At 51.6% G+C, this 23,592-nt stretch carries 19 protein-coding genes, 4 tRNA genes and 3 rRNA genes; 14 read left to right on the forward strand and 12 right to left on the reverse strand.

Going from position 1 to position 23,592, the window contains the following annotated elements; translation table 11 throughout:
- Positions 1 to 3 precede the first annotated feature (3 nt).
- On the reverse strand, positions 4 to 657 hold the full coding sequence (locus QUE34_RS01025; RefSeq protein WP_001294600.1) for a methionine ABC transporter permease MetI: 654 nt from the start codon (positions 655 to 657) through the stop codon (positions 4 to 6).
- Positions 650 to 1,681, reverse strand: a complete 1,032-nt coding sequence (gene metN / locus QUE34_RS01030) for a methionine ABC transporter ATP-binding protein MetN (RefSeq protein WP_000593991.1) — start codon at positions 1,679 to 1,681, stop codon at positions 650 to 652. Before metN ends, QUE34_RS01025 begins: the two co-directional genes overlap by 8 nt.
- A 187-nt stretch (positions 1,682 to 1,868) precedes the next feature.
- Here metN and gmhB point away from each other — a divergent pair, with 187 nt between their 5' ends.
- From gmhB to dkgB, 9 genes are all read left to right on the forward strand, one after another.
- Positions 1,869 to 2,441 (forward strand): D-glycero-beta-D-manno-heptose 1,7-bisphosphate 7-phosphatase, encoded by a 573-nt coding sequence (gmhB, locus tag QUE34_RS01035; protein WP_001140174.1) that lies wholly within the window; start codon positions 1,869 to 1,871, stop codon positions 2,439 to 2,441.
- 365 nt (positions 2,442 to 2,806) lie between these two features.
- Positions 2,807 to 4,348, forward strand: a 16S ribosomal RNA gene (locus tag QUE34_RS01040).
- Between the two features lie 68 nt (positions 4,349 to 4,416).
- Positions 4,417 to 4,493, forward strand: a tRNA-Ile gene (locus QUE34_RS01045).
- A gap of 42 nt (positions 4,494 to 4,535) precedes the next feature.
- Positions 4,536 to 4,611: transfer RNA gene (locus tag QUE34_RS01050), tRNA-Ala, on the forward strand.
- A gap of 183 nt (positions 4,612 to 4,794) precedes the next feature.
- Positions 4,795 to 7,700, forward strand: a 23S ribosomal RNA gene (locus QUE34_RS01055).
- A gap of 95 nt (positions 7,701 to 7,795) precedes the next feature.
- A 5S ribosomal RNA gene (gene rrf, locus QUE34_RS01060) occupies positions 7,796 to 7,911 on the forward strand.
- Together the 16S, 23S and 5S rRNA genes with 3 tRNA genes alongside form the textbook arrangement of a ribosomal RNA operon.
- A gap of 54 nt (positions 7,912 to 7,965) precedes the next feature.
- A tRNA-Asp gene (locus QUE34_RS01065) sits at positions 7,966 to 8,042 on the forward strand.
- A gap of 182 nt (positions 8,043 to 8,224) precedes the next feature.
- A complete protein-coding gene (tnpA, locus tag QUE34_RS01070) occupies positions 8,225 to 8,683 on the forward strand; it encodes an IS200/IS605 family transposase (RefSeq protein WP_000502112.1) in 459 nt (152 codons plus the stop codon).
- A 233-nt stretch (positions 8,684 to 8,916) separates the two neighbouring features.
- A complete protein-coding gene (gene dkgB / locus QUE34_RS01075) occupies positions 8,917 to 9,720 on the forward strand; it encodes a 2,5-didehydrogluconate reductase DkgB (protein WP_032302442.1) in 804 nt (267 codons plus the stop codon).
- On the opposite strand, the gene yafC is transcribed toward dkgB, so the two are convergent.
- On the reverse strand, positions 9,717 to 10,631 hold the full coding sequence (gene yafC, locus QUE34_RS01080; RefSeq protein ID WP_032302443.1) for a DNA-binding transcriptional regulator YafC: 915 nt from the start codon (positions 10,629 to 10,631) through the stop codon (positions 9,717 to 9,719). The genes dkgB and yafC overlap by 4 nt on opposite strands.
- Positions 10,632 to 10,871: 240 nt before the next feature.
- Here yafC and QUE34_RS01085 point away from each other — a divergent pair, with 240 nt between their 5' ends.
- Together QUE34_RS01085 and QUE34_RS01090 are read left to right on the forward strand one after the other, a co-directional pair.
- Complete coding sequence (locus tag QUE34_RS01085; RefSeq protein ID WP_001230983.1) at positions 10,872 to 11,672, forward strand: endonuclease/exonuclease/phosphatase family protein; 801 nt, start codon at positions 10,872 to 10,874, stop codon at positions 11,670 to 11,672.
- Positions 11,673 to 11,749: 77 nt separating this feature from the next.
- A complete protein-coding gene (locus QUE34_RS01090; RefSeq protein WP_032302445.1) occupies positions 11,750 to 12,520 on the forward strand; it encodes a class I SAM-dependent methyltransferase in 771 nt (256 codons plus the stop codon).
- Between the two features lie 47 nt (positions 12,521 to 12,567).
- Here the strand turns inward: QUE34_RS01090 and mltD are convergent, their stop codons facing one another.
- Positions 12,568 to 13,926 carry a murein transglycosylase D gene (gene mltD / locus QUE34_RS01095; protein WP_000644684.1) on the reverse strand — a complete coding sequence of 453 codons (1,359 nt, stop codon included), beginning with the start codon at positions 13,924 to 13,926 and terminating at the stop codon, positions 12,568 to 12,570.
- Positions 13,927 to 13,997: 71 nt separating this feature from the next.
- Entirely contained in the window at positions 13,998 to 14,753 is a 756-nt protein-coding gene (gene gloB, locus QUE34_RS01100; RefSeq protein WP_286338908.1) for a hydroxyacylglutathione hydrolase, read from the reverse strand.
- 33 nt (positions 14,754 to 14,786) lie between these two features.
- On the opposite strand from gloB, the gene QUE34_RS01105 reads away from it, so the two are divergent.
- Positions 14,787 to 15,509, forward strand: coding sequence for a class I SAM-dependent methyltransferase (locus QUE34_RS01105; protein WP_032302448.1), 723 nt, complete (start codon positions 14,787 to 14,789; stop codon positions 15,507 to 15,509).
- Here QUE34_RS01105 and rnhA read toward each other — a convergent pair.
- A complete protein-coding gene (gene rnhA, locus QUE34_RS01110) occupies positions 15,506 to 15,973 on the reverse strand; it encodes a ribonuclease HI (RefSeq protein ID WP_000917883.1) in 468 nt (155 codons plus the stop codon). The genes QUE34_RS01105 and rnhA overlap by 4 nt on opposite strands.
- A 64-nt stretch (positions 15,974 to 16,037) precedes the next feature.
- On the opposite strand from rnhA, the gene dnaQ reads away from it, so the two are divergent.
- Together dnaQ and QUE34_RS01120 are read left to right on the forward strand one after the other, a co-directional pair.
- A complete protein-coding gene (gene dnaQ, locus QUE34_RS01115; protein WP_001308374.1) occupies positions 16,038 to 16,769 on the forward strand; it encodes a DNA polymerase III subunit epsilon in 732 nt (243 codons plus the stop codon).
- A gap of 132 nt (positions 16,770 to 16,901) precedes the next feature.
- Positions 16,902 to 16,978 (forward strand) — tRNA-Asp (locus QUE34_RS01120).
- Positions 16,979 to 17,110: 132 nt separating this feature from the next.
- Here QUE34_RS01120 and QUE34_RS01125 read toward each other — a convergent pair.
- The 6 genes from QUE34_RS01125 to tagK are packed head-to-tail and all read right to left on the reverse strand — an operon-like array spanning position 17,111 to position 23,278.
- Positions 17,111 to 18,157 (reverse strand): type VI secretion system protein TssA, encoded by a 1,047-nt coding sequence (locus QUE34_RS01125; RefSeq protein WP_103253956.1) that lies wholly within the window; start codon positions 18,155 to 18,157, stop codon positions 17,111 to 17,113.
- Positions 18,158 to 18,167: 10 nt separating this feature from the next.
- Entirely contained in the window at positions 18,168 to 19,163 is a 996-nt protein-coding gene (gene tssG, locus QUE34_RS01130) for a type VI secretion system baseplate subunit TssG (RefSeq protein ID WP_103253955.1), read from the reverse strand.
- Positions 19,160 to 21,043: a type VI secretion system baseplate subunit TssF gene (tssF, locus tag QUE34_RS01135; RefSeq protein WP_103253954.1), complete on the reverse strand. Its 1,884-nt coding sequence runs from the start codon at positions 21,041 to 21,043 to the stop codon at positions 19,160 to 19,162. The genes tssG and tssF overlap by 4 nt, the downstream gene beginning before the upstream one ends.
- A gap of 15 nt (positions 21,044 to 21,058) precedes the next feature.
- Complete coding sequence (gene tssE / locus QUE34_RS01140; RefSeq protein WP_103253953.1) at positions 21,059 to 21,553, reverse strand: type VI secretion system baseplate subunit TssE; 495 nt, start codon at positions 21,551 to 21,553, stop codon at positions 21,059 to 21,061.
- The gene (locus tag QUE34_RS01145; protein ID WP_103253952.1) at positions 21,550 to 22,380 is read right to left on the reverse strand and encodes a type VI secretion system accessory protein TagJ; all 831 of its coding nucleotides are present in this window, start codon (positions 22,378 to 22,380) and stop codon (positions 21,550 to 21,552) included. The genes tssE and QUE34_RS01145 overlap by 4 nt, the downstream gene beginning before the upstream one ends.
- On the reverse strand, positions 22,367 to 23,278 hold the full coding sequence (gene tagK / locus QUE34_RS01150; protein WP_103253951.1) for a type VI secretion system-associated protein TagK: 912 nt from the start codon (positions 23,276 to 23,278) through the stop codon (positions 22,367 to 22,369). The genes QUE34_RS01145 and tagK overlap by 14 nt, the downstream gene beginning before the upstream one ends.
- Positions 23,279 to 23,592 lie beyond the last annotated feature (314 nt).

Below are 23,592 nucleotides of genomic sequence, written 5' to 3' on the forward strand. Positions count from 1 at the left end.
ACGTTATTTGCGAGTGACAGCCCGGACGATGCGGTCGCCTGCGAACTGAATTAAATAAACCAGAATGACCAGCAATACCAGTACCGTATTCATCACCGTCGCGTTGTAACCGATGTAGCCATACTGATAGCCAATCTGACCCAAACCACCGGCACCGACTGCGCCACCCATTGCGGAATAACCGACCAGAGTAATCAGGGTGATAGTTGCTGCATTCACCAGACCTGGCAACGCCTCCGGTAACAGCACTTTGCGAACGATCTGCATCGGCGTAGCACCCATTGCGCGGGAAGCTTCAATTAACCCGGTTGGGATCTCCAGCAGAGCGTTCTCGACCATACGGGCAATAAACGGTGCTGCACCAACTGTCAGCGGAACAATCGCTGCTTGCAAACCAATCGATGTACCGACAATAACGCGAGTAAACGGAATCATCCATACCAGCAAGATAATGAACGGGATGGATCGGAAAATGTTCACAATCGCAGAAACGGTACGATACAGCTTCGCGTTAGCAATAATTTGCCCCGGACGCGTGACATAAAGCAGGACGCCAACCGGCAGGCCAATCACAAAACCAAAAAAACCGGATACGAAGGTCATTGCCAGCGTTTCCCATACGCCACGAACCAGCAGCCACATCATCGGCTCAGACATAACCCAGTACCTCTACTTTTACATGGTGTTCCTGCAGCCAGGCAATGGCGGCTTGCGTATCTTGTTGTGTGCCGTGCATTTCAGTCAGCATGATGCCGAACTTAACGCCACCGGCGTAATCCATCTGCGCGCTAATAATGTTGTTATTGACGTTGAAACGACGCGCGGTTTCAGAAAGCAGCGGGGCATCGACCGATTGACCGGTAAACTCCAGACGCAGCATCGGCACGCAGTCAGCGAATGGTTCCGCTTGCAGTCGTTCCTGATAGTCTTCCGGGATATCCAGATGCAGGGTCGACTGAATAAACTTCTGCGCTAGCGGCGTTTTCGGATGCGAGAACACTTCACTTACCGTGTCCTGCTCGATCAACTCGCCATTACTGATCACCGCCACGCAATCACAAATGCGCTTCACAACGTCCATTTCGTGGGTGATCAACAGAATCGTCAAACCCAGACGACGATTGATGTCTTTCAGCAGTTCGAGAATAGAACGTGTTGTTGCCGGGTCCAGCGCGCTGGTGGCCTCATCACACAGCAATACTTTGGGATTGCTGGCTAACGCACGGGCAATCGCCACACGTTGTTTCTGCCCACCGGAAAGGTTAGACGGGTAACTATCATGCTTATCGCCAAGACCAACCAATGACAGTAATTCTGTCACGCGACGTTTAATCTCGTCTTTCGGCGTGTTGTCCAGCTCCAGCGGCAGTGCCACGTTGCCAAAAACAGTGCGCGAAGAGAGCAGGTTAAAATGCTGGAAAATCATACCAATCTGGCGGCGAGCTTTGGTCAACTCGGATTCTGACAGCGTGGTAAGTTCCTGACCATCGACCAGCACGCTACCCTCGGTTGGGCGCTCCAGCAGGTTTACACAACGGATAAGCGTACTTTTACCCGCGCCTGAGGCACCGATAACGCCATAAATTTGTCCAGCTGGCACATGCAGGCTGACGTTGTTCAACGCCTGGATGGTGCGGGTGCCCTGGTGGAACACTTTGGTGATATTCGAAAGTTTTATCATTGATTATTTATTATCGTCATTAAGTTAGTCGTGGCATTTCGAATGCCTGAAACGGTCAAAGCCGTCAATGAAATGGATGTTAAGGCATCCAGACGTCTAAATCAATCAGGTTTATGCGAAGAGCACTTTCTTGCAGGTCGAAACATGCGATACTAGCGTCACATGCCTTATTAAGGAGCTATAAAAGGTGGCGAAGAGCGTACCCGCAATTTTTCTTGACCGTGATGGCACCATTAATGTCGATCACGGCTATGTCCATGAGATCGACAACTTTGAATTTATCGACGGTGTCATTGACGCCATGCGCGAGCTAAAAAAAATGGGCTTTGCGCTGGTGGTAGTAACCAACCAGTCTGGCATTGCTCGCGGTAAATTTACTGAAGCACAGTTTGAAACGCTGACCGAGTGGATGGACTGGTCGCTGGCGGACCGCGATGTCGATCTGGATGGTATCTATTATTGCCCGCATCATCCGCAGGGTAGTGTTGAAGAGTTTCGCCAGGTCTGCGACTGCCGCAAACCACATCCGGGGATGCTTTTGTCAGCACGCGATTATTTGCATATTGATATGGCCGCTTCTTATATGGTGGGCGATAAATTAGAAGATATGCAGGCAGCGGCTGCGGCGAACGTGGGAACAAAAGTGCTGGTGCGTACGGGAAAACCTATTACGCCTGAAGCAGAAAACGCGGCGGATTGGGTGTTAAATAGCCTGGCAGACCTGCCGCAAGCGATAAAAAAGCAGCAAAAACCGGCGTAATGATTAAAAGATGAGCGGTTGAAATAAAAATGCATTTTTCCGCTTGTCTTCCTGAAACGACTCCCTATAATGCGCCTCCATCGACACGGCGGATGTGAATCACTTCACACAAACAGCCGGTTCGGTTGAAGAGAAAAATCCTGAAATTCAGGGTTGACTCTGAAAGAGGAAAGCGTAATATACGCCACCTCGCGACAGTGAGCTGAAAGCCGCGTCGCAACTGCTCTTTAACAATTTATCAGACAATCTGTGTGGGCACTCGAAGATACGGATTCTTAACGTCGCAAGACGAAAAATGAATACCAAGTCTCAAGAGTGAACACGTAATTCATTACGAAGTTTAATTCTTTGAGCATCAAACTTTTAAATTGAAGAGTTTGATCATGGCTCAGATTGAACGCTGGCGGCAGGCCTAACACATGCAAGTCGAACGGTAACAGGAAGCAGCTTGCTGCTTTGCTGACGAGTGGCGGACGGGTGAGTAATGTCTGGGAAACTGCCTGATGGAGGGGGATAACTACTGGAAACGGTAGCTAATACCGCATAACGTCGCAAGACCAAAGAGGGGGACCTTCGGGCCTCTTGCCATCGGATGTGCCCAGATGGGATTAGCTAGTAGGTGGGGTAACGGCTCACCTAGGCGACGATCCCTAGCTGGTCTGAGAGGATGACCAGCCACACTGGAACTGAGACACGGTCCAGACTCCTACGGGAGGCAGCAGTGGGGAATATTGCACAATGGGCGCAAGCCTGATGCAGCCATGCCGCGTGTATGAAGAAGGCCTTCGGGTTGTAAAGTACTTTCAGCGGGGAGGAAGGGAGTAAAGTTAATACCTTTGCTCATTGACGTTACCCGCAGAAGAAGCACCGGCTAACTCCGTGCCAGCAGCCGCGGTAATACGGAGGGTGCAAGCGTTAATCGGAATTACTGGGCGTAAAGCGCACGCAGGCGGTTTGTTAAGTCAGATGTGAAATCCCCGGGCTCAACCTGGGAACTGCATCTGATACTGGCAAGCTTGAGTCTCGTAGAGGGGGGTAGAATTCCAGGTGTAGCGGTGAAATGCGTAGAGATCTGGAGGAATACCGGTGGCGAAGGCGGCCCCCTGGACGAAGACTGACGCTCAGGTGCGAAAGCGTGGGGAGCAAACAGGATTAGATACCCTGGTAGTCCACGCCGTAAACGATGTCGACTTGGAGGTTGTGCCCTTGAGGCGTGGCTTCCGGAGCTAACGCGTTAAGTCGACCGCCTGGGGAGTACGGCCGCAAGGTTAAAACTCAAATGAATTGACGGGGGCCCGCACAAGCGGTGGAGCATGTGGTTTAATTCGATGCAACGCGAAGAACCTTACCTGGTCTTGACATCCACGGAAGTTTTCAGAGATGAGAATGTGCCTTCGGGAACCGTGAGACAGGTGCTGCATGGCTGTCGTCAGCTCGTGTTGTGAAATGTTGGGTTAAGTCCCGCAACGAGCGCAACCCTTATCCTTTGTTGCCAGCGGTCCGGCCGGGAACTCAAAGGAGACTGCCAGTGATAAACTGGAGGAAGGTGGGGATGACGTCAAGTCATCATGGCCCTTACGACCAGGGCTACACACGTGCTACAATGGCGCATACAAAGAGAAGCGACCTCGCGAGAGCAAGCGGACCTCATAAAGTGCGTCGTAGTCCGGATTGGAGTCTGCAACTCGACTCCATGAAGTCGGAATCGCTAGTAATCGTGGATCAGAATGCCACGGTGAATACGTTCCCGGGCCTTGTACACACCGCCCGTCACACCATGGGAGTGGGTTGCAAAAGAAGTAGGTAGCTTAACCTTCGGGAGGGCGCTTACCACTTTGTGATTCATGACTGGGGTGAAGTCGTAACAAGGTAACCGTAGGGGAACCTGCGGTTGGATCACCTCCTTACCTGAAAGAACTGTGCTTTGCAGTGCTCACACAGATTGTCTGATGAAAATGAGCAGTAAAACCTCTACAGGCTTGTAGCTCAGGTGGTTAGAGCGCACCCCTGATAAGGGTGAGGTCGGTGGTTCAAGTCCACTCAGGCCTACCAAATTTGCACCGCAAATTTGAAGAGGTTTTAACTACATGTTATGGGGCTATAGCTCAGCTGGGAGAGCGCCTGCTTTGCACGCAGGAGGTCTGCGGTTCGATCCCGCATAGCTCCACCATCTCTGTAGTGATTAAATAAAAAATACTTCAGAGTGTACCTGCAAAGGTTCACTGCGAAGTTTTGCTCTTTAAAAATCTGGATCAAGCTGAAAATTGAAACACTGAACAACGAAAGTTGTTCGTGAGTCTCTCAAATTTTCGCAACACGATGATGAATCGCAAGAAACATCTTCGGGTTGTGAGGTTAAGCGACTAAGCGTACACGGTGGATGCCCTGGCAGTCAGAGGCGATGAAGGACGTGCTAATCTGCGATAAGCGTCGGTAAGGTGATATGAACCGTTATAACCGGCGATTTCCGAATGGGGAAACCCAGTGTGATTCGTCACACTATCATTAACTGAATCCATAGGTTAATGAGGCGAACCGGGGGAACTGAAACATCTAAGTACCCCGAGGAAAAGAAATCAACCGAGATTCCCCCAGTAGCGGCGAGCGAACGGGGAGCAGCCCAGAGCCTGAATCAGTGTGTGTGTTAGTGGAAGCGTCTGGAAAGGCGCGCGATACAGGGTGACAGCCCCGTACACAAAAATGCACATACTGTGAGCTCGATGAGTAGGGCGGGACACGTGGTATCCTGTCTGAATATGGGGGGACCATCCTCCAAGGCTAAATACTCCTGACTGACCGATAGTGAACCAGTACCGTGAGGGAAAGGCGAAAAGAACCCCGGCGAGGGGAGTGAAAAAGAACCTGAAACCGTGTACGTACAAGCAGTGGGAGCACCCTTTGGGGTGTGACTGCGTACCTTTTGTATAATGGGTCAGCGACTTATATTCTGTAGCAAGGTTAACCGAATAGGGGAGCCGAAGGGAAACCGAGTCTTAACTGGGCGTTAAGTTGCAGGGTATAGACCCGAAACCCGGTGATCTAGCCATGGGCAGGTTGAAGGTTGGGTAACACTAACTGGAGGACCGAACCGACTAATGTTGAAAAATTAGCGGATGACTTGTGGCTGGGGGTGAAAGGCCAATCAAACCGGGAGATAGCTGGTTCTCCCCGAAAGCTATTTAGGTAGCGCCTCGTGAATTCATCTCCGGGGGTAGAGCACTGTTTCGGCAAGGGGGTCATCCCGACTTACCAACCCGATGCAAACTGCGAATACCGGAGAATGTTATCACGGGAGACACACGGCGGGTGCTAACGTCCGTCGTGAAGAGGGAAACAACCCAGACCGCCAGCTAAGGTCCCAAAGTCATGGTTAAGTGGGAAACGATGTGGGAAGGCCCAGACAGCCAGGATGTTGGCTTAGAAGCAGCCATCATTTAAAGAAAGCGTAATAGCTCACTGGTCGAGTCGGCCTGCGCGGAAGATGTAACGGGGCTAAACCATGCACCGAAGCTGCGGCAGCGACGCTTATGCGTTGTTGGGTAGGGGAGCGTTCTGTAAGCCTGCGAAGGTGTACTGTGAGGTATGCTGGAGGTATCAGAAGTGCGAATGCTGACATAAGTAACGATAAAGCGGGTGAAAAGCCCGCTCGCCGGAAGACCAAGGGTTCCTGTCCAACGTTAATCGGGGCAGGGTGAGTCGACCCCTAAGGCGAGGCCGAAAGGCGTAGTCGATGGGAAACAGGTTAATATTCCTGTACTTGGTGTTACTGCGAAGGGGGGACGGAGAAGGCTATGTTGGCCGGGCGACGGTTGTCCCGGTTTAAGCGTGTAGGCTGGTTTTCCAGGCAAATCCGGAAAATCAAGGCTGAGGCGTGATGACGAGGCACTACGGTGCTGAAGCAACAAATGCCCTGCTTCCAGGAAAAGCCTCTAAGCATCAGGTAACAACAAATCGTACCCCAAACCGACACAGGTGGTCAGGTAGAGAATACCAAGGCGCTTGAGAGAACTCGGGTGAAGGAACTAGGCAAAATGGTGCCGTAACTTCGGGAGAAGGCACGCTGATATGTAGGTGAAGCGACTTGCTCGTGGAGCTGAAATCAGTCGAAGATACCAGCTGGCTGCAACTGTTTATTAAAAACACAGCACTGTGCAAACACGAAAGTGGACGTATACGGTGTGACGCCTGCCCGGTGCCGGAAGGTTAATTGATGGGGTTAGCGGTAACGCGAAGCTCTTGATCGAAGCCCCGGTAAACGGCGGCCGTAACTATAACGGTCCTAAGGTAGCGAAATTCCTTGTCGGGTAAGTTCCGACCTGCACGAATGGCGTAATGATGGCCAGGCTGTCTCCACCCGAGACTCAGTGAAATTGAACTCGCTGTGAAGATGCAGTGTACCCGCGGCAAGACGGAAAGACCCCGTGAACCTTTACTATAGCTTGACACTGAACATTGAGCCTTGATGTGTAGGATAGGTGGGAGGCTTTGAAGTGTGGACGCCAGTCTGCATGGAGCCGACCTTGAAATACCACCCTTTAATGTTTGATGTTCTAACGTAGGCCCCTTATCGGGGTTGCGGACAGTGTCTGGTGGGTAGTTTGACTGGGGCGGTCTCCTCCTAAAGAGTAACGGAGGAGCACGAAGGTTGGCTAATCCTGGTCGGACATCAGGAGGTTAGTGCAATGGCATAAGCCAGCTTGACTGCGAGCGTGACGGCGCGAGCAGGTGCGAAAGCAGGTCATAGTGATCCGGTGGTTCTGAATGGAAGGGCCATCGCTCAACGGATAAAAGGTACTCCGGGGATAACAGGCTGATACCGCCCAAGAGTTCATATCGACGGCGGTGTTTGGCACCTCGATGTCGGCTCATCACATCCTGGGGCTGAAGTAGGTCCCAAGGGTATGGCTGTTCGCCATTTAAAGTGGTACGCGAGCTGGGTTTAGAACGTCGTGAGACAGTTCGGTCCCTATCTGCCGTGGGCGCTGGAGAACTGAGGGGGGCTGCTCCTAGTACGAGAGGACCGGAGTGGACGCATCACTGGTGTTCGGGTTGTCATGCCAATGGCACTGCCCGGTAGCTAAATGCGGAAGAGATAAGTGCTGAAAGCATCTAAGCACGAAACTTGCCCCGAGATGAGTTCTCCCTGACCCTTTAAGGGTCCTGAAGGAACGTTGAAGACGACGACGTTGATAGGCCGGGTGTGTAAGCGCAGCGATGCGTTGAGCTAACCGGTACTAATGAACCGTGAGGCTTAACCTTACAACGCCGAAGATGTTTTGGCGGATTGAGAGAAGATTTTCAGCCTGATACAGATTAAATCAGAACGCAGAAGCGGTCTGATGAAACAGAATTTGCCTGGCGGCCTTAGCGCGGTGGTCCCACCTGACCCCATGCCGAACTCAGAAGTGAAACGCCGTAGCGCCGATGGTAGTGTGGGGTCTCCCCATGCGAGAGTAGGGAACTGCCAGGCATCAAATTAAGCAGTAAGCCGGTCATAAAACCGGTGGTTGTAAAAGAATTCGGTGGAGCGGTAGTTCAGTCGGTTAGAATACCTGCCTGTCACGCAGGGGGTCGCGGGTTCGAGTCCCGTCCGTTCCGCCACTTATTAAGAAGCCTCGAGTTAACGCTCGAGGTTTTTTTATGCACAGAAAACCCCCGGCTAGGCTGGGGGTTCCGGAAAGCTTTCAGCTTTGAGCCAGTTATTAAAACCCCTTTTGATTTGTTAAAACACCTTGCGGTCTGGCAACTGCAAGTGTCAAACAAGAAATCAAAAGGGGGTCCCAATGGGGGACGAAAAGAGCTTAGCGCACACCCGCTGGAACTGTAAATATCACATAGTTTTTGCGCCGAAATACCGAAGACTGGCGTTTTACGGAGAGAAGCGTAGGGCGATAGGCAGTATTTTGAGAAAGCTGTGTGAGTGGAAAAGCGTACGGATTCTGGAAGCAGAGTGCTGCGCAGATCATATCCATATGCTTGTGGAAATCCCACCCAAAATGAGCGTATCCGGCTTTATGGGATATCTGAAAGGGAAAAGCAGTCTGATGCTTTACGAGCAGTTTGGGGATTTGAAATTCAAATACAGAAACAGGGAGTTCTGGTGCCGAGGGTACTATGTCGATACGGTGGGTAAGAACACGGCGAAGATACAGGACTACATAAAGCACCAGCTTGAAGAGGATAAAATGGGGGAGCAGTTATCGATTCCATATCCGGGCAGCCCGTTTACGGGCCGTAAGTAACGAAGTTGAATGCAAATGTCAGATCGTATGCGCCTGTTAGGGCGCGGCTGGTAACAGAGCCTTACAGGCGCATTTGAAAAACCTCCGGCTATGCCGGAGGATATTTATTTTCGTCTGTATGTTTATTGTTGCCATAATTGCAAAAATCCTCTGCATTTTATGCCCTTTTTCCGCAACAGTCTAAAGTCCATAATCATCTCAGTTAACGAACATAGCATTAAAAGAGGCATATTATGGCTATTCCTGCATTTGGTTTAGGTACTTTTCGTCTGAAAGACGACGTTGTTATTTCATCTGTGAAAACGGCGCTTGAACTTGGTTATCGCGCAATTGATACCGCACAAATCTATGATAACGAAGCCGCAGTAGGTCAGGCGATTGCAGAAAGTGGCGTGCCACGTAATGAACTCTACATCACCACTAAAATCTGGATTGAAAATCTCAGCAAAGATAAATTGACCCCAAGTCTGAAAGAGAGCCTGCAAAAATTGCGTACCGATTATGTTGATCTGACGCTAATCCACTGGCCGTCACCAAACGATGAAGTCTCTGTTGAAGAGTTTATGCAGGCGCTGCTGGAAGCGAAAAAACAAGGTCTGACGCGTGAGATCGGTATTTCCAACTTCACGATCCCATTGATGGAAAAAGCGATTGCTGCTGTTGGCGCTGAAAACATCGCTACTAACCAGATTGAACTCTCTCCTTATCTGCAAAACCGTAAAGTGGTTGATTGGGCTAAACAGCACGGCATCCATATTACTTCCTATATGACGCTGGCTTATGGTAATGCACTGAAAAATGAGGTTATTGCTCGTATCGCAGCTAAACACAATGCGACTCCGGCACAAGTGATTCTGGCGTGGGCTATGGGGGAAGGTTACTCAGTAATTCCTTCTTCTACTAAACGTGAAAACCTGGAGAGTAATCTTAAGGCACAAAATTTACAGTTTGATGCCGAAGATAAAAAAGCGATCGCCGCACTGGATTGCAACGACCGCCTGGTTAGCCCGGCAGGTCTGGCTCCTGAATGGGATTAAGCCTCTCTGACAGCTCCTCTGGGAGCTGTTTTTACATGCTCGCTAAGGAAATCGATAAAAGCCCGGATGCGCGTACTTACCGCACGGTCGCTGTAATAGACTGCACTGAATGGCATTTCCACTGGCAACACTTTATCTGCCATTAACTCCACCAATTCTCCGCGAGCGATTTCTCTGTCGATCATGTAGTCGGACAAACACGCAATCCCGTTGCCACTCAGGCAAAGCTGTTTCAGTGTTTCCCCACTATTGGATGACAAACCGTACTTTACCTCATGTAATTGTCCATCACTACAGGCTATCGGCCAGGTATTGAGGGAAGCGGGTTCAGTGAATCCCAGGCAAACATGTTGCTTTAAATCGTCGATCGTTTCTGGCTTCCCGTAGCGGGAAATATAATCGGGGGAGGCGATAATTTTTCGATAACTGTTAAACAATGGCCTGGCTCGTAAGCTGGAATCTGTTAACGTACCAGCGCGAATCGCGACATCCACTTTTCGTTCAATCAAATTAATAATCGTTTCGGAGGAGACTAGCGATAAAGTGACTTCCGGATAGCGTTCACGGAAAGGCTTAATCAACGGCATCAGGAAGTGCAGCACCACAGGGGTTGCAGCATCGATCCGTAACAGTCCACGCGGCGTATTACGCGTCTCCATAATTTCTGATTCTGCCGCTGCCATCTCCTGCAAAATTGACTGTACGCGACGAAAATAACGCTCGCCTTCTTCCGTCAGGCTAAGTTGCCGCGTGGTCCGATTAAGCAGGCTAACGCCAAGTTTCATCTCCAGCTTTTTCACCGCCCGGCTTACCGCTGAGTTTGCTTGCCCTAATTGTTCCGCTGCCCGGCTAAAGCTGCCGCTTTCGACGACCGAAACAAAAATGGCGAGTTCTTCCGACGTGGCTTTCATTTTTGCTCCTGTTGCAAAATAGATGAGATATTTTGAATTTATTTGTCATTAAACCATCGGGATGCGTGATATGTCATCCGATTTAATGTTCTCAATAATGAGCAAATTTCTGACCGGTGTAAGCACTTGCTTACATAACAATATACAATTGCTCGTTGAAAGAGTGAGCTAAAATCCCTATAACAGTAGAACCCTCCCGAGTGCGGAAGGGTTGACGTAATAGAGGTTTCAAAGTCAAAAGTGCGAAAAAACACCTATGCCATGCGCTATGTTGCCGGACAACCTGCGGAAAGGATCTTACCGCCGGGGTCTTTTGCGAGCATCGGCCAGGCATTACCACCTGGAGAACCGTTAAGTACCGAAGAGCGTATTCGGATCCTGGTGTGGAACATATACAAACAGCAACGCGCTGAATGGTTGTCGGTATTAAAGAACTACGGCAAAGATGCACATCTGGTGTTATTGCAGGAAGCGCAGACAACGCCAGAGTTAGTACAGTTTGCGACCGCTAACTATCTTGCCGCCGATCAGGTACCCGCTTTCGTGCTGCCACAACATCCTTCCGGTGTAATGACCCTTTCGGCGGCGCATCCAGTGTATTGCTGCCCGTTACGTGAACGAGAACCCATTTTGCGTCTGGCGAAGTCGGCACTGGTGACGGTCTATCCATTACCTGACACCCGCTTGTTGATGGTGGTTAATATACACGCCGTCAATTTCAGTCTGGGCGTGGATGTCTATAGTAAGCAGTTACTTCCTATTGGCGATCAGATAGCTCACCACAGCGGCCCGGTCATTATGGCAGGAGATTTCAATGCCTGGAGCCGTAGAAGGATGAACGCGTTATATCGCTTTGCGCGGGAAATGTCGCTGCGCCAGGTGCGTTTTACCGATGATCAGCGCCGTCGGGCGTTTGGTCGCCCGCTCGATTTTGTTTTCTACCGTGGTCTGAACGTCAGCGAAGCTTCTGTACTGGTTACGCGCGCTTCCGATCACAATCCGCTACTCGTTGAATTCAGTCCCGGCAAGCCTGATAAATAAGGTATGTCAGGTCTGCCACAGGGCAGACCAACGTTTGGCGCTGCCCTTTTATACTCAAATAACAAAAGGACAGCGCAATGACAACACAATCCCACCATGACCACGTAGAAAAGCAGTTTAGCTCTCAAGCCAGCGAATATCTGACCAGTACCGTACATGCATCCGGACGAGATTTACAGCGCCTGGCGGAGCGTCTGGCTGATTATCCTGATGCAAGTGTACTTGATATGGGCTGCGGAGCAGGGCATGCCAGCTTTGTCGCTGCGCAAAACGTGAGCACGGTGGTGGCGTATGACTTATCTGCCCATATGCTGGATGTCGTGGCACAAGCTGCCGAAGCCCGGCAACTGAAAAATATCACCACCCGCCAGGGATATGCCGAAAGTCTGCCATTTGCCGATAACGCATTTGATATTGTTATCAGCCGTTATTCTGCCCATCACTGGCATGATGTTGGTGCAGCACTGCGTGAAGTGAATCGGATATTGAAACCTGGCGGTAAGCTGATTGTGATGGACGTCATGTCGCCAGGACATCCGGTACGTGATATCTGGTTACAGACGGTAGAAGCGTTACGCGATACATCACATGTGCGTAATTACGCCTGCGGTGAGTGGTTGGCGTTAATCAATGAAGCCAATCTGATAGTTGATAATTTAATTACAGATAAGTTACCGCTGGAATTTTCTTCATGGGTCGCGAGAATGCGTACGCCAGAAACGTTAGTAGACGCTATTCGCGTTTACCAACAGAGCGCATCGACAGAGGTGAAAACGTATTTTGCCTTGCAGAATGATGGCTCTTTCACCAGTGATATCATCATGGTAGAAGCACATAAAGCAGCATAAATAAAAAAGGCACCGGGGGAATCGGTGCCTTTTTATTATCTGGTTTGTCAGGAATCTGGCATGTTGTTGTTTTTCACAAACAACGTCAGCTTATCGCCTGGTTGCAGATTCGCAGTGTCGCTGTTCCAGCGCATCACATCTTTGATGTTCACGCCGTGGCGTTTAGCAATGCTTGAAAGCGAATCGCCTTTGCGTACACGATACGTAATGCTATCGCTGTTGTTTGCCAACCGCTGTGCGCTACTACCTGCGCCAATCGTCAAACTTTGGCCTGCTTTCAGCTTAGATCCCCGCAGTTTGTTCCACTGCTGCAAATCTTTGGTGCTTACGCCGAGACGTGAAGCGATGCTTGAAAGCGTGTCGCCAGAGCGTACGGTGTAAACACGGCTGTTAAGCGGCGTATTGTCGGCAACCAGTGTCGACTGTACGGCAGCAATTTCGCCAGAAGCCAGAGATTCACGCAGTTGATCTGCATGCTTCTTTGGCACCATCACGTACTGCGGGCCACTTGCGCCCAGCGTGGAGCCTTTCACGCCAGCGTTGAATGTCTTCAGCTTGCTGACGGAAATCCCCGCCATATCTGCAACCTTCGCCATTTCAACCGGGCTGCTCAGGTGCACACGCGCCAGAGCACGGCTTTCATCAGTCGTTGGCAGACGTACACCATAACGCTTGCTGTTTTTGAGAATATCACTCAATGCCAGCATTTTAGGCACGTATTGCTTCGTTTCCTGCGGCAATGGTAATGACCAGAAGTCCGTGGATTTCCCACGCGCTTTGTTCGTTTTAATTGCCTTCATGACCCGACCTTCGCCGCTGTTATAAGCCGCTACGGTCAGAAGCCAGTCGCCGTCAAACATCTTGTTCAGACGCTGCATCATGTTCAGCGCGGCAGTTGTTGAAGCAACAACATCGCGACGCGCGTCATAATTACGGGTCTGTTTCAAACCATAATTGCGCCCCGTGCTCGGAATGATCTGCCAGATGCCTGCGGCATTGGCGCCAGACGTTGCGTGAGGATCAAAAGCGCTCTCCACTATGGGTAGTAGTACCAGTTCCATAGGCATGTTACGTTTTTTAACTTGCCCGGCTATCCAGTACATATACGGCTCTGCCCGTAAAGTTACATCGTGGAGATAGCTCTTATTGCGTAAATATTTCTGTTTCTGTTCGCGAATCCGGTCATTTTCCGGAATTCCCATCTTTAGCTCGTCGCCAATGAAAGCCCACAAGTCACCATCTGGCGCGATAGACGTCCCATCGTCCATCCATCGTGCCTGACTTGTAAACTTTGCTGCTTCCCCTTGACCAGCTGCAGAAAGGCTCTGTGCGTGCTGTTGAACGTTGCCGGTACTCTGGCAACCCACGAGCAGGACAGAGGCGAGTAATATCGCTTTTGCCTTCATGTGTGTGTCAATAGTTGCTTAAAAGACGACCGATCATAACGGCGAACGGAGCCGATGACAAGAAAGTTTTATCAGAACCTATCTTTCTTTGACCTTAACCATGCAAAACGCTCTTCTGGTTGTTGCAATAATGTTTCTTCATTAATTACATTAATTAAATCAATATTTTCTGTTCGCAAAAAAACATTAATTTGCCGCTCATTTTTCAGAATTACGGGTAGTGTTATTTGATTTTTTGCCCGTAACTCCTTAACTTTACGATAATAATCATTTATGGACAAATCGTGCGGAAGAATACTCAAAGCAAACTTCATATTTGATAACGTATATTCATGAGCACAACATACCAATGTATCGTCAGGTAATGCGCTTAACTTTTTAAGTGATTGATACATTTGGGATGGGGTCCCTTCAAATAACCGGCCACACCCACCAGAAAACAGCGTGTCGCCGCAGAATAGATAAGGTTTGCTGAAGTAACAGATATGTCCTAAAGTGTGACCCGGTGTGGCAATTACACTAAATTCATGCCCCAAAACGAAGGCAGTTTCGCCATCTTTGACTACCTGTGTTGTTCCCTTATCTTGTGTCTCTTGTGGACCATACACCACAATTTGCGGAAACTTTTTCACCAGTTCTTTCACGCCGCCAACGTGATCGTGGTGATGGTGGGTGAGAAATATGGCCTCCGGTTGCCAGTTATTGGCGGTAATGGCGTTTAATACTGGCTCTGCGTCTCCGGGATCGACAATCAGGCAGCGACCTGCTTCATCATTCAAAACCCAGATGTAATTGTCATCAAAGGCGGGAATACTGTTAAGATTCATAGATTACCTCTCAGTGTGAAACGGAAGGTTGTGATGAAACCGGCAAGAGTCCCTCAAACTGTCGTGGCTCCTGATCGCTGGGGCGATTTGCCCTGGGGAGAGCTTTATCGCAAAGCGCTGGAGCGCCAGCTCAACCCGTGGTTCACTAAAATGTATGGTTTTCATCTGCTTAAGATTGGCAATTTAAGCGCAGAAATCAATTGCGAAGCGTGCGCGGTTTCTCATCAAGTGAATGTTTCTGCGCAAGGAATGCCCGTCCAGGTACAGGCGGACCCACTTCATCTTCCTTTTGCCGATAAATCCGTTGATGTTTGTCTATTGGCACATACATTGCCGTGGTGCACCGATCCGCATCGTTTATTACGTGAAGCCGATCGGGTATTGATTGATGATGGTTGGTTGGTCATTAGCGGCTTCAATCCCATCAGTTTAATGGGATTACGCAAACTTGTGCCGGTATTGCGAAAAAACTCGCCCTATAACAGCCGGATGTTTACTCTGATGCGGCAACTGGACTGGCTCTCTTTGTTGAATTTTGAAGTGCTGCACGCCAGCCGTTTCCACGTTCTCCCGTGGAACAAACACGGTGGAAAACTATTGAATGCGCATATTCCTGCGCTTGGTTGCTTACAACTTATCGTTGCCCGGAAACGGACTATTCCTTTAACGCTAAATCCGATGAAACAGAGTAAAAACAAGCCACGAATTCGCCAGGCGGTTGGTGCCACCCGGCAATGTCGTAAACCACAGGCTTAAACTTCGACTTGATAGCCTGTATCTTCCAGTGTGGGATTCATCGCCGCAGCACGAGCCAGTTCATCACAGCGTTCGTTTTCCGGGTGTCCGGCATGGCCTTTAACCCATTCCCATTTGATTTGATGCTGCCCCAATGCAGCATCAAGACGTTGCCAGAGATCGACATTTTTTACTGGTTTTTTGTCTGCTGTTTTCCAGCCACGTTTTTTCCAGTTATGGATCCACTGGGTGATACCCTGGCGGACATACTGGCTGTCGGTACTCAAAATGACTTCGCAATGTTCTTTTAACGCCTCCAGCGCGACAATAGCGGCCATCAACTCCATACGGTTGTTGGTGGTGCGGGTGTAGCCAGCGCTAAAGGTTTTCTCGCGTCCGCGATAGCGTAAAATAGCGCCGTAACCACCAGGTCCAGGATTACCCAGACACGAACCATCGGTGAAAATTTCTACCTGTTTAAGCATCTCTGGTAGACTTCCTGTAATTGAATCGAACTGTAAAACGACAAGTCTGACATAAATGACCGCTATGAGCACTGCAATTACACGCCAGATCGTTCTCGATACCGAAACCACCGGCATGAACCAGATTGGTGCGCACTATGAAGGTCACAAGATCATTGAGATTGGTGCCGTTGAAGTAGTGAACCGTCGTCTGACGGGCAATAACTTCCATGTTTATCTCAAACCCGATCGGCTGGTGGATCCTGAAGCCTTTGGCGTACATGGTATTGCCGATGAGTTTTTGCTCGATAAGCCCACGTTTGCCGAGGTAGCCGATGAGTTCATGGACTATATTCGCGGCGCTGAGTTGGTGATCCATAACGCAGCGTTCGATATCGGCTTTATGGACTACGAGTTCTCGTTACTTAAGCGCGATATTCCGAAGACCAATACCTTCTGTAAGGTCACCGATAGCCTTGCGGTGGCGAGGAAAATGTTTCCCGGTAAACGTAACAGCCTCGATGCGTTATGTGCCCGCTACGAAATAGATAACAGTAAACGAACGCTGCACGGGGCATTACTCGATGCCCAGATCCTTGCGGAAGTTTATCTGGCGATGACCGGTGGTCAAACGTCGATGGCTTTTGCGATGGAAGGAGAGACACAGCAGCAACAAGGTGAAACAACAATTCAGCGCATTGTGCGTCAGGCAAGTAAGTTACGCGTTGTTTTTGCGACAGATGAAGAGCTTGCGGCACATGAAGCCCGTCTCGATCTGGTGCAGAAAAAGGGCGGAAGCTGCCTCTGGCGGGCATAAATACCTGTAAAAGGCGCTAAAAATAGCGACTTGGGCGATTTTTGCAGCAAACGATTCAAAAGATGAGAAAAACCGTTGACGAAGGGTGAGGCAATCCGTAATATTCGCCTCGTTCCCAACGGAACACAACGTGGAGCGGTAGTTCAGTCGGTTAGAATACCTGCCTGTCACGCAGGGGGTCGCGGGTTCGAGTCCCGTCCGTTCCGCCAATATTCAGAAAGCCCGAATCAGTAATGATTCGGGCTTTCGTCGTTTTGGTGAAGCGAGAATTTTTTCACTCAGGAAGTAAAACGAATATGATTTAAAAAATGGCCAGACATTATAAATTCTGGCCACTTCTGTTACTCCAGCGCATCCCATTTTTCCAGCAGTTCTACTGGAATTTCATTTATAACCTCCGAGAAGCGTTTTCCGACCAGGCGCTCTGCCTGGCGCAGCAAAGGAATGGTCGGGCTGCTCGGTTCGCTGTGCTCAAACCAGCGACGGATGACACGCAGGCGTTCCAGCGCGTCGTTCCGGTCGCGGATCTGCCTGGGTTCTGCGCCGGACATCGGTGATATTTCCTCCGCGATATGCACCGGTAGCGCAATCTGCTCTGACGATATCTGTTCAGTATGAACGATGGCGGTGCTCTCCGGCTGTTCAACCACTGGTTGTGGCAGGATCTCCGGCGTGGTGGTCCGTATCGCTCCCGGCAACAGAGCCAGCAATTGTGTCAGACGGGATAGGTTCGGTGCCTGTTCATTCAGCGTTTCACGCGCATGGCGTTGCAGCCGCTCAGTGGTCTCTGCGGCCTGGCGAAAGGCGTCAAGTGGCAGTGCGCCGCGCGCTTCCAGGTCGGCCAGTTGCTGGCGTACCGATTCCGGTGCCAGCGCATCCGCCGGGCGTGATGCAGACAGCGAACGCTCCACATCCCGTACCTGAAGGCGCATGGCGACATTATTTGACAGCGTGATACCCCGGATATCCGCCATTACGCCTTCGTGGTCCAGCAACGCCGCCAGCGCGTTACTGCGTGCCACAGCCGCCTCTTCGGCGGTGATATCTTCAGTCGCGAGCAGTTGCGGGTGGATGGCGTCCGGGTACGTGGCGCACAACGTTTCCAGCAGCGTGAGTACCTCCGCCAGTCCCCTGGCACCGGCCTGCTGGATACGGCAGCGCAGCAGGACAACCAGAATACGGATATCTTTACTGCGCGTCAGCAGGCGGCGGGCATCCCGCTCAAGCTCCGCCCAGTTAATGATTTCCGGCGTACTGACAAAATCGCCATATTGCGCTTCTTCACGCGGTGCGGCGCGGGTGAACAGCAGCAGGTACTCGGGATCGTACTCCAGATCCGGGCCGCAGGGGCATTCCGCCGAAACAGGGTCAGACAGGGATGTATCCATAAAATTATCCTCAGTGCGCCAGATAGTGTTCAGGTTCGAAAATCATGCCCGTCACCGGGTTGTCGTGCATGGCTTTACCGGCCCAGGCGGTCCAGCCAAGCTGGTATGGGCCACCGGTAACAGCCGGAGGGGCAGCATGTGGTTTAAGCTGTAGCTCAATTTCCCAGCAGTATTCAAAACCGGTGAAAGCGCGAACCAGTTCCGTCAGGACTGGCAGGTTATTGCCGCCAGGCAGAAAACGCTGATAATCGGCCAGCGTCAGCGGGCCAATCACCAGCCGGAATTTATACTGCATATCCGGCACCGCCTGGCCGATGAGTGCGCCATTGCCAATAACGGAAGAGGAAGCAGGCATCCCCAGCCGGGTGATCTCATCGTCCGCCACGGCTATCCAGTGCAGGACATACTCTTGTATCCGGAAAGGCACGCCGAAATAGTGAGCCAGCGTGGCGGCCAGCCCGTCGGGGTTGCGGGACTCACGCACCAGATGCGCCGATGCTGCCAGGCGAACGTGATCCGGCAGCGGGCTGTCGGCGCTCTCCCGCAAATCCTGCCCGCTGAGGCTGGCGACATAAAAGGCAAAGCGGTCATGTTGCGGTTTATCCAGACCGCCTCCGGCGGACTGGGCGCTGCGCCAGGCCTGGTAAAACTGCGTCAGCCAGCGGTGATGAAAAAGATCGGAAAAACGGGTCAGCGTCGGATCGCGGCGGCTTTCGGTCCGGTTACGCGCCAGTTCGGTGTAGTGCAGCGGCAGCGGGCCGTTCGGCCCCCACAGCCCGAGACTGTACAGGCTGATGTGCAGGCGTCCTTCCTGCCAGCTCACACTGGCGATTTCCCGTGGCGCAAAGGTCAGCGTGGGCGTTTGTCCGAGGCGAAATTTTTCCATCCGTGGTTGCCAGGTGTTGCCCGCCAGAACGGTACACAACTGCACATCCACGCGGCGCATCAGGTTCAGAAAACCGTAACGCCATGGGGTTTCCTGCGCCTGAGTGAAATCGTCGCTCATACGCTTCCCCGCTGTCCCGCCCTGACAGGCCAGGTCATAATTTTGCCGCGCTGCATGCTGTGCAGCGTCATCTGCGAGAAGGTATTAATGGAAACATGACGGGCGATATAGTGCTCCAGCACCAGGCCGAACAGATACGGACTGATACCGGAGAACCCTTCCTCATCCACCGTCAGTTCACAACTGACGCCGCGTCCATAGACCAGCAGCCCGGTACCGGGCAGACGGCGGGTGACCGGGGTGGTGTTGCAGCCAATCAGACTGCGTACCTGGCGCGACTGTGGGCTGTCATGCGCCGGAATAAACAGGTTAAGCAGATCGCGCAGCGCCTGGCCGCCGGTACGGTGATCCAGATCGGCCAGCGGCAGATAATTAAAGGATAACTGGCGGATCAAACGCCAGGCCATCTCACGTTCAGCCAGCGGGGGCTGCGGCGAGCGCGGCGGGCGGATAAGCCCTACGCCCGCCACTGGGATTGCCGCATCCACGGTTAGATCGTCCCGGCCATTACGTGCAATAAGACAGGGCAGATCGCGGTTAGTGACCATGGCCGTGATGGTGATGTGGCGCAGATTTTCTGGGTACGGCGCTTCATATTGGTCAACCAGCGACAGGAACACTTCCGAGCCCGTATAGGGGGTACGGGTGCCGTAACGGCGGGCGTTTTCTGATAAGCGGCGGGGCTCCCGGCGCAGGGAAAAATAACGTCCGTGATTGCCTTCATCATTATTGCGGGTGTGGTAGAGCGGGCGAAAGGCCATCTTCCGTGTGGTGTCGGTTTCCAGCCCTTCCACTTCCTGGACCGAGAACACCTCATAATCCAGTGGATGGGTTCTGTCTACCACCAGATGCTGTTCCGTCGTGCTGTGCGTGACATCGATCCGTGCGGTGACGCGGGGAAACAGGTTGATAATCGGGGTACAGAACAGGCTGAACTGTGCCGCGTTTGTCTGGTGGATCAGCCAGTCCGGCGGCAGGCGGTTCAGCAGGATAACAATCTCCGCCACGCCACCGTCAATTTTCTGTAACCCGGCAGACAGGCCTGTCGGGGTGAAAAAATAAAAGCGTTCTGGACAGGCAAAATATTCATGCAGCAGGTTATGACCGTGAAACACGTTCCACGCCAGCGGCAGCAGCCCCTGATCCAGCTCCAGGCCTTCGTACATAACGGGATGTTGCAGATTCACATCCAGCGCACCGTCAAAATGCCCCGGAATGCCAGCCAGGGTCGCGATGGCGCTGGTATGTAGCAGTTCGAACAGGTGTGAGGCCGTGCGCTCCTCGCCACAGAGATAAAACGGAAGCCTGTCCAGCCCTGCAAGCTGACTGAATGTCAGTTCACCAAAGGTGCGCAGGGTAATACGCAGCGCACCAGCGACGTGAATGTTGGCTGGCAGAGAGCGGTGCAGGGCAGGCATATCCGGCGGTGCGGCGGTCAGTCGCACCTCTTCGATGGCGAGCGGCCACAGCGTTACATCCTGGCTGCTGCGAAACTGACAGGCGGTACTTTCGCCTTCCGGAATGGCGGAAAAAAAGGCCGTGTCGCGCGGGACGGTAAATCCCTTCGCCAGATCGCCTTCTTCCGGGTCGGGATGGAGCTGCGCCACGCTCATTGAGGGCGTGGGGGTGACGTAATTGGGGCTGACTACTTCCAGCAGGCGCTGGGTGAAACGGGGGAATTCAGCGTCAATTTTTAGCTGCGTGCGGGCGGTCAGGAAGCTAAAGGCTTCGACCATACGCTCCACATACGGATCGGCAATATCCGTTCCCTGCATACCCAGTCTGGCGGCGACTTTAGGATGACGGGCGGCAAATTCGGCTCCCGTTTCCCGCAGATAGCTCAGTTCGCGGTTGTAGTATTCCAGTAGCCGTGGATCCATCGGTTTCTCTCTGAATTAAAAAAACGTAATGCGGCTCTGTTCCATATCCAGCGCGCTGCGTACCCGGAATGCCATCGGGTAGGGCTGCGTGAGGATCTCGCCGCGAATTTCAAACTGTAATGTGTTATGGCCGCTCTGGTGGCGCTCATCCTGAAGTGGGATGATTTGCAGGGTGGACGCTTGCAGCCGGGGTTCAAACCGGATGATGGTACGCAAAATGGCCCTGCGAATATCGTCCCATTTGTGTTCGTACAGAAAGCTGCCCGCCAGTGGCGGCAGGCCATAGTTCAGTACGGATGCCGCCGCGTGTGGGTAACGTGCGGCATCAATATCATCTTCATGGCTGACGGTGTTGAGCAGAAACGACAAATCCCGGCGGATGATCTCCTTAAGCTGAACCGGGCTGACGCTGATATCGTGGTCGCGCTTCTGGTCTGGGGCGTCATCGCACAGGCGGTCAAACAGTGTGGGCAGCAGGTGGCTGCCCGGACGCTGGCGGGAGGTGCTCACGCGTCGCTTCCTTCGGAGGTATTAAAGGTACAGGTGGACAAATCCAGCAGGCTGATATCGCCCTGGCTGGTGAGCCACACCCTCTGACCCTGCGCCTGTACCAGCGTCTCTCCCGGCCCGTCCTGCCAGACCGTTTCCCGGCACAGACGCAGGGTATCGGCGGCCTTTTCAGAGCCGCTGTAGCGGGGAAACAGCCAGGCGCTGTGCGTGTCACCGTTGTGCAGGGTGACGTTGACGGGTTTCCAGAGCAAATCGGTCAGATGCGCAGGCCGCGGCGATTTCAGCGAACAGATTTGTGAAAACGGCAGCCAGATATATACCCCGCCCGCGATCAGTTCGAGTACCGGACCGATACGGGAGTCGCTGTCGCTAATCCAGTCAAATGCGCCGCCATTCCACTGCCCTGCAGTATCTGTTATGGCCTCAAGTGCGCGGCTGCGGTGGGCGTCAGCTTCCTGCGCTTCACCACGGGCGTTACAGGCGAGGGCGGTCAGCAGATCCTCCATCCAGGCGGGCGGCGGAAGAATAAAATCGGGCCGTTGTTCTCCCTGAAAGCAGGCGTGGCGGTATATCTCACAGCGGATCAGCTCGCCAAATACCTGCGCTTCGCGGGTATAATTTGCGTCCATCCGGGCGCATAGCTGGATCTGTTGCAGTGCCCGCGACCAGTCGCCTGCCACGCACAATAACTGAAATAGACTGTGGCGGCGGAAGGTCTGCGCTGGGAGCATCCTGACCTGCTGCTCGGCCATCTGAATGCCTTCCGCCACGGAATAATCCCGCAGCAGCGCCGACAGGGTAGCCGGTAGCTCGTTATTGTTTATCATGAGAGGTATCTCCGTGTTGTGCCGGGTTTATCCGGTAATGGCTGTCAATGCCAATGATGCGATGCTCTTTGCGTGTCAGGTCGGGCAGAACGGTGTTATGCGCTGTTTCCGGGGCGTATTCCGGGGAAAGTAAATGCAGGATGTCAGGGGGAGTGTTTTCGACAGGCCAGATAGTTTCATCTTCGCCGGTGGCATCCAGTACATTGAGAATAGCGTCAATGCTTAACCCGCCAGTGACCATATCCTGCAATGTCTCGGCTTCGGTGACCAGGTCACGCAATGAATCCAGATCCTGCGAGGAGGGTTCTTCGTTAAAGGGAAAAGGATCAGCATGGCGATGAAGATCTTGTTCGGGAGATAACAACGCTTCGCGGTATTCCTGATAAAGTCGGGTCAGGGCATTTTCTTTTTCCGCATCTTCTCCGGTGGAGGAGGCTCCATGAACAGGAATGATATCGAATGGATTTTGTGATGTCAGATGCTGCTGCCTGAACCAATCCAGATCCAGATATTCGGTTATTGTTTCCGACGTGGTGGCAGTCTGCGATGTCTTTACTGCGCTTAGGTTCGGAGATGATGGATTGCCATGCACAAGGCACCATGAAGATAATCCCCATTCTATCAGGTCGCCTTCATTCAGACGCATACGGTGATGAGGTTCCACAATCTGGTCGTTTACCGTACAGCAATATTCGGTAGACTGATTGATAATCCACCATGCTTCTTCGTGGCGGGTCAGTCTGAGCGCAATCTTTACATCATCATTCACATCAAAAACAGGAATCCAGGGAGAGGTAACGGTGAAGATAATTTGTGTTCCTTCAGTCGCGTAAATTGTGTTATCGGCGATCCCATGCGCCTGTATTTTTTGGAGTTCCCACGTAATATTTGGTTTCATTGCGTATCACTGTGTAGAGTGTTTCTTTCAAAAGAATAAGTTTTCTAAATTTTTAGATAAGCAAAGCTGATCAATTTACTTTATCAATATAAGTTTTCACGGAAATATATAGTGGCGATTTACAATTTAATATATTCACGGTGCGTATGAAATTGGCTTGCTCTATTGAATATCACCATGAAAAAGATACTACCTGCTATATTACATTGTGTTCTGTGATATGCATCATTGTTTTATTCTGCCTTTTTGATAATTCTATTAATTAGAAGTTTTAATCGATACAGTTATTTTTATGTATCATTTATATGTTATTA

The sequence above is a fragment of the Escherichia sp. KS167_9B genome (genome assembly GCF_030295215.1).
Lineage (GTDB): Bacteria > Pseudomonadota > Gammaproteobacteria > Enterobacterales > Enterobacteriaceae > Escherichia > Escherichia coli_F.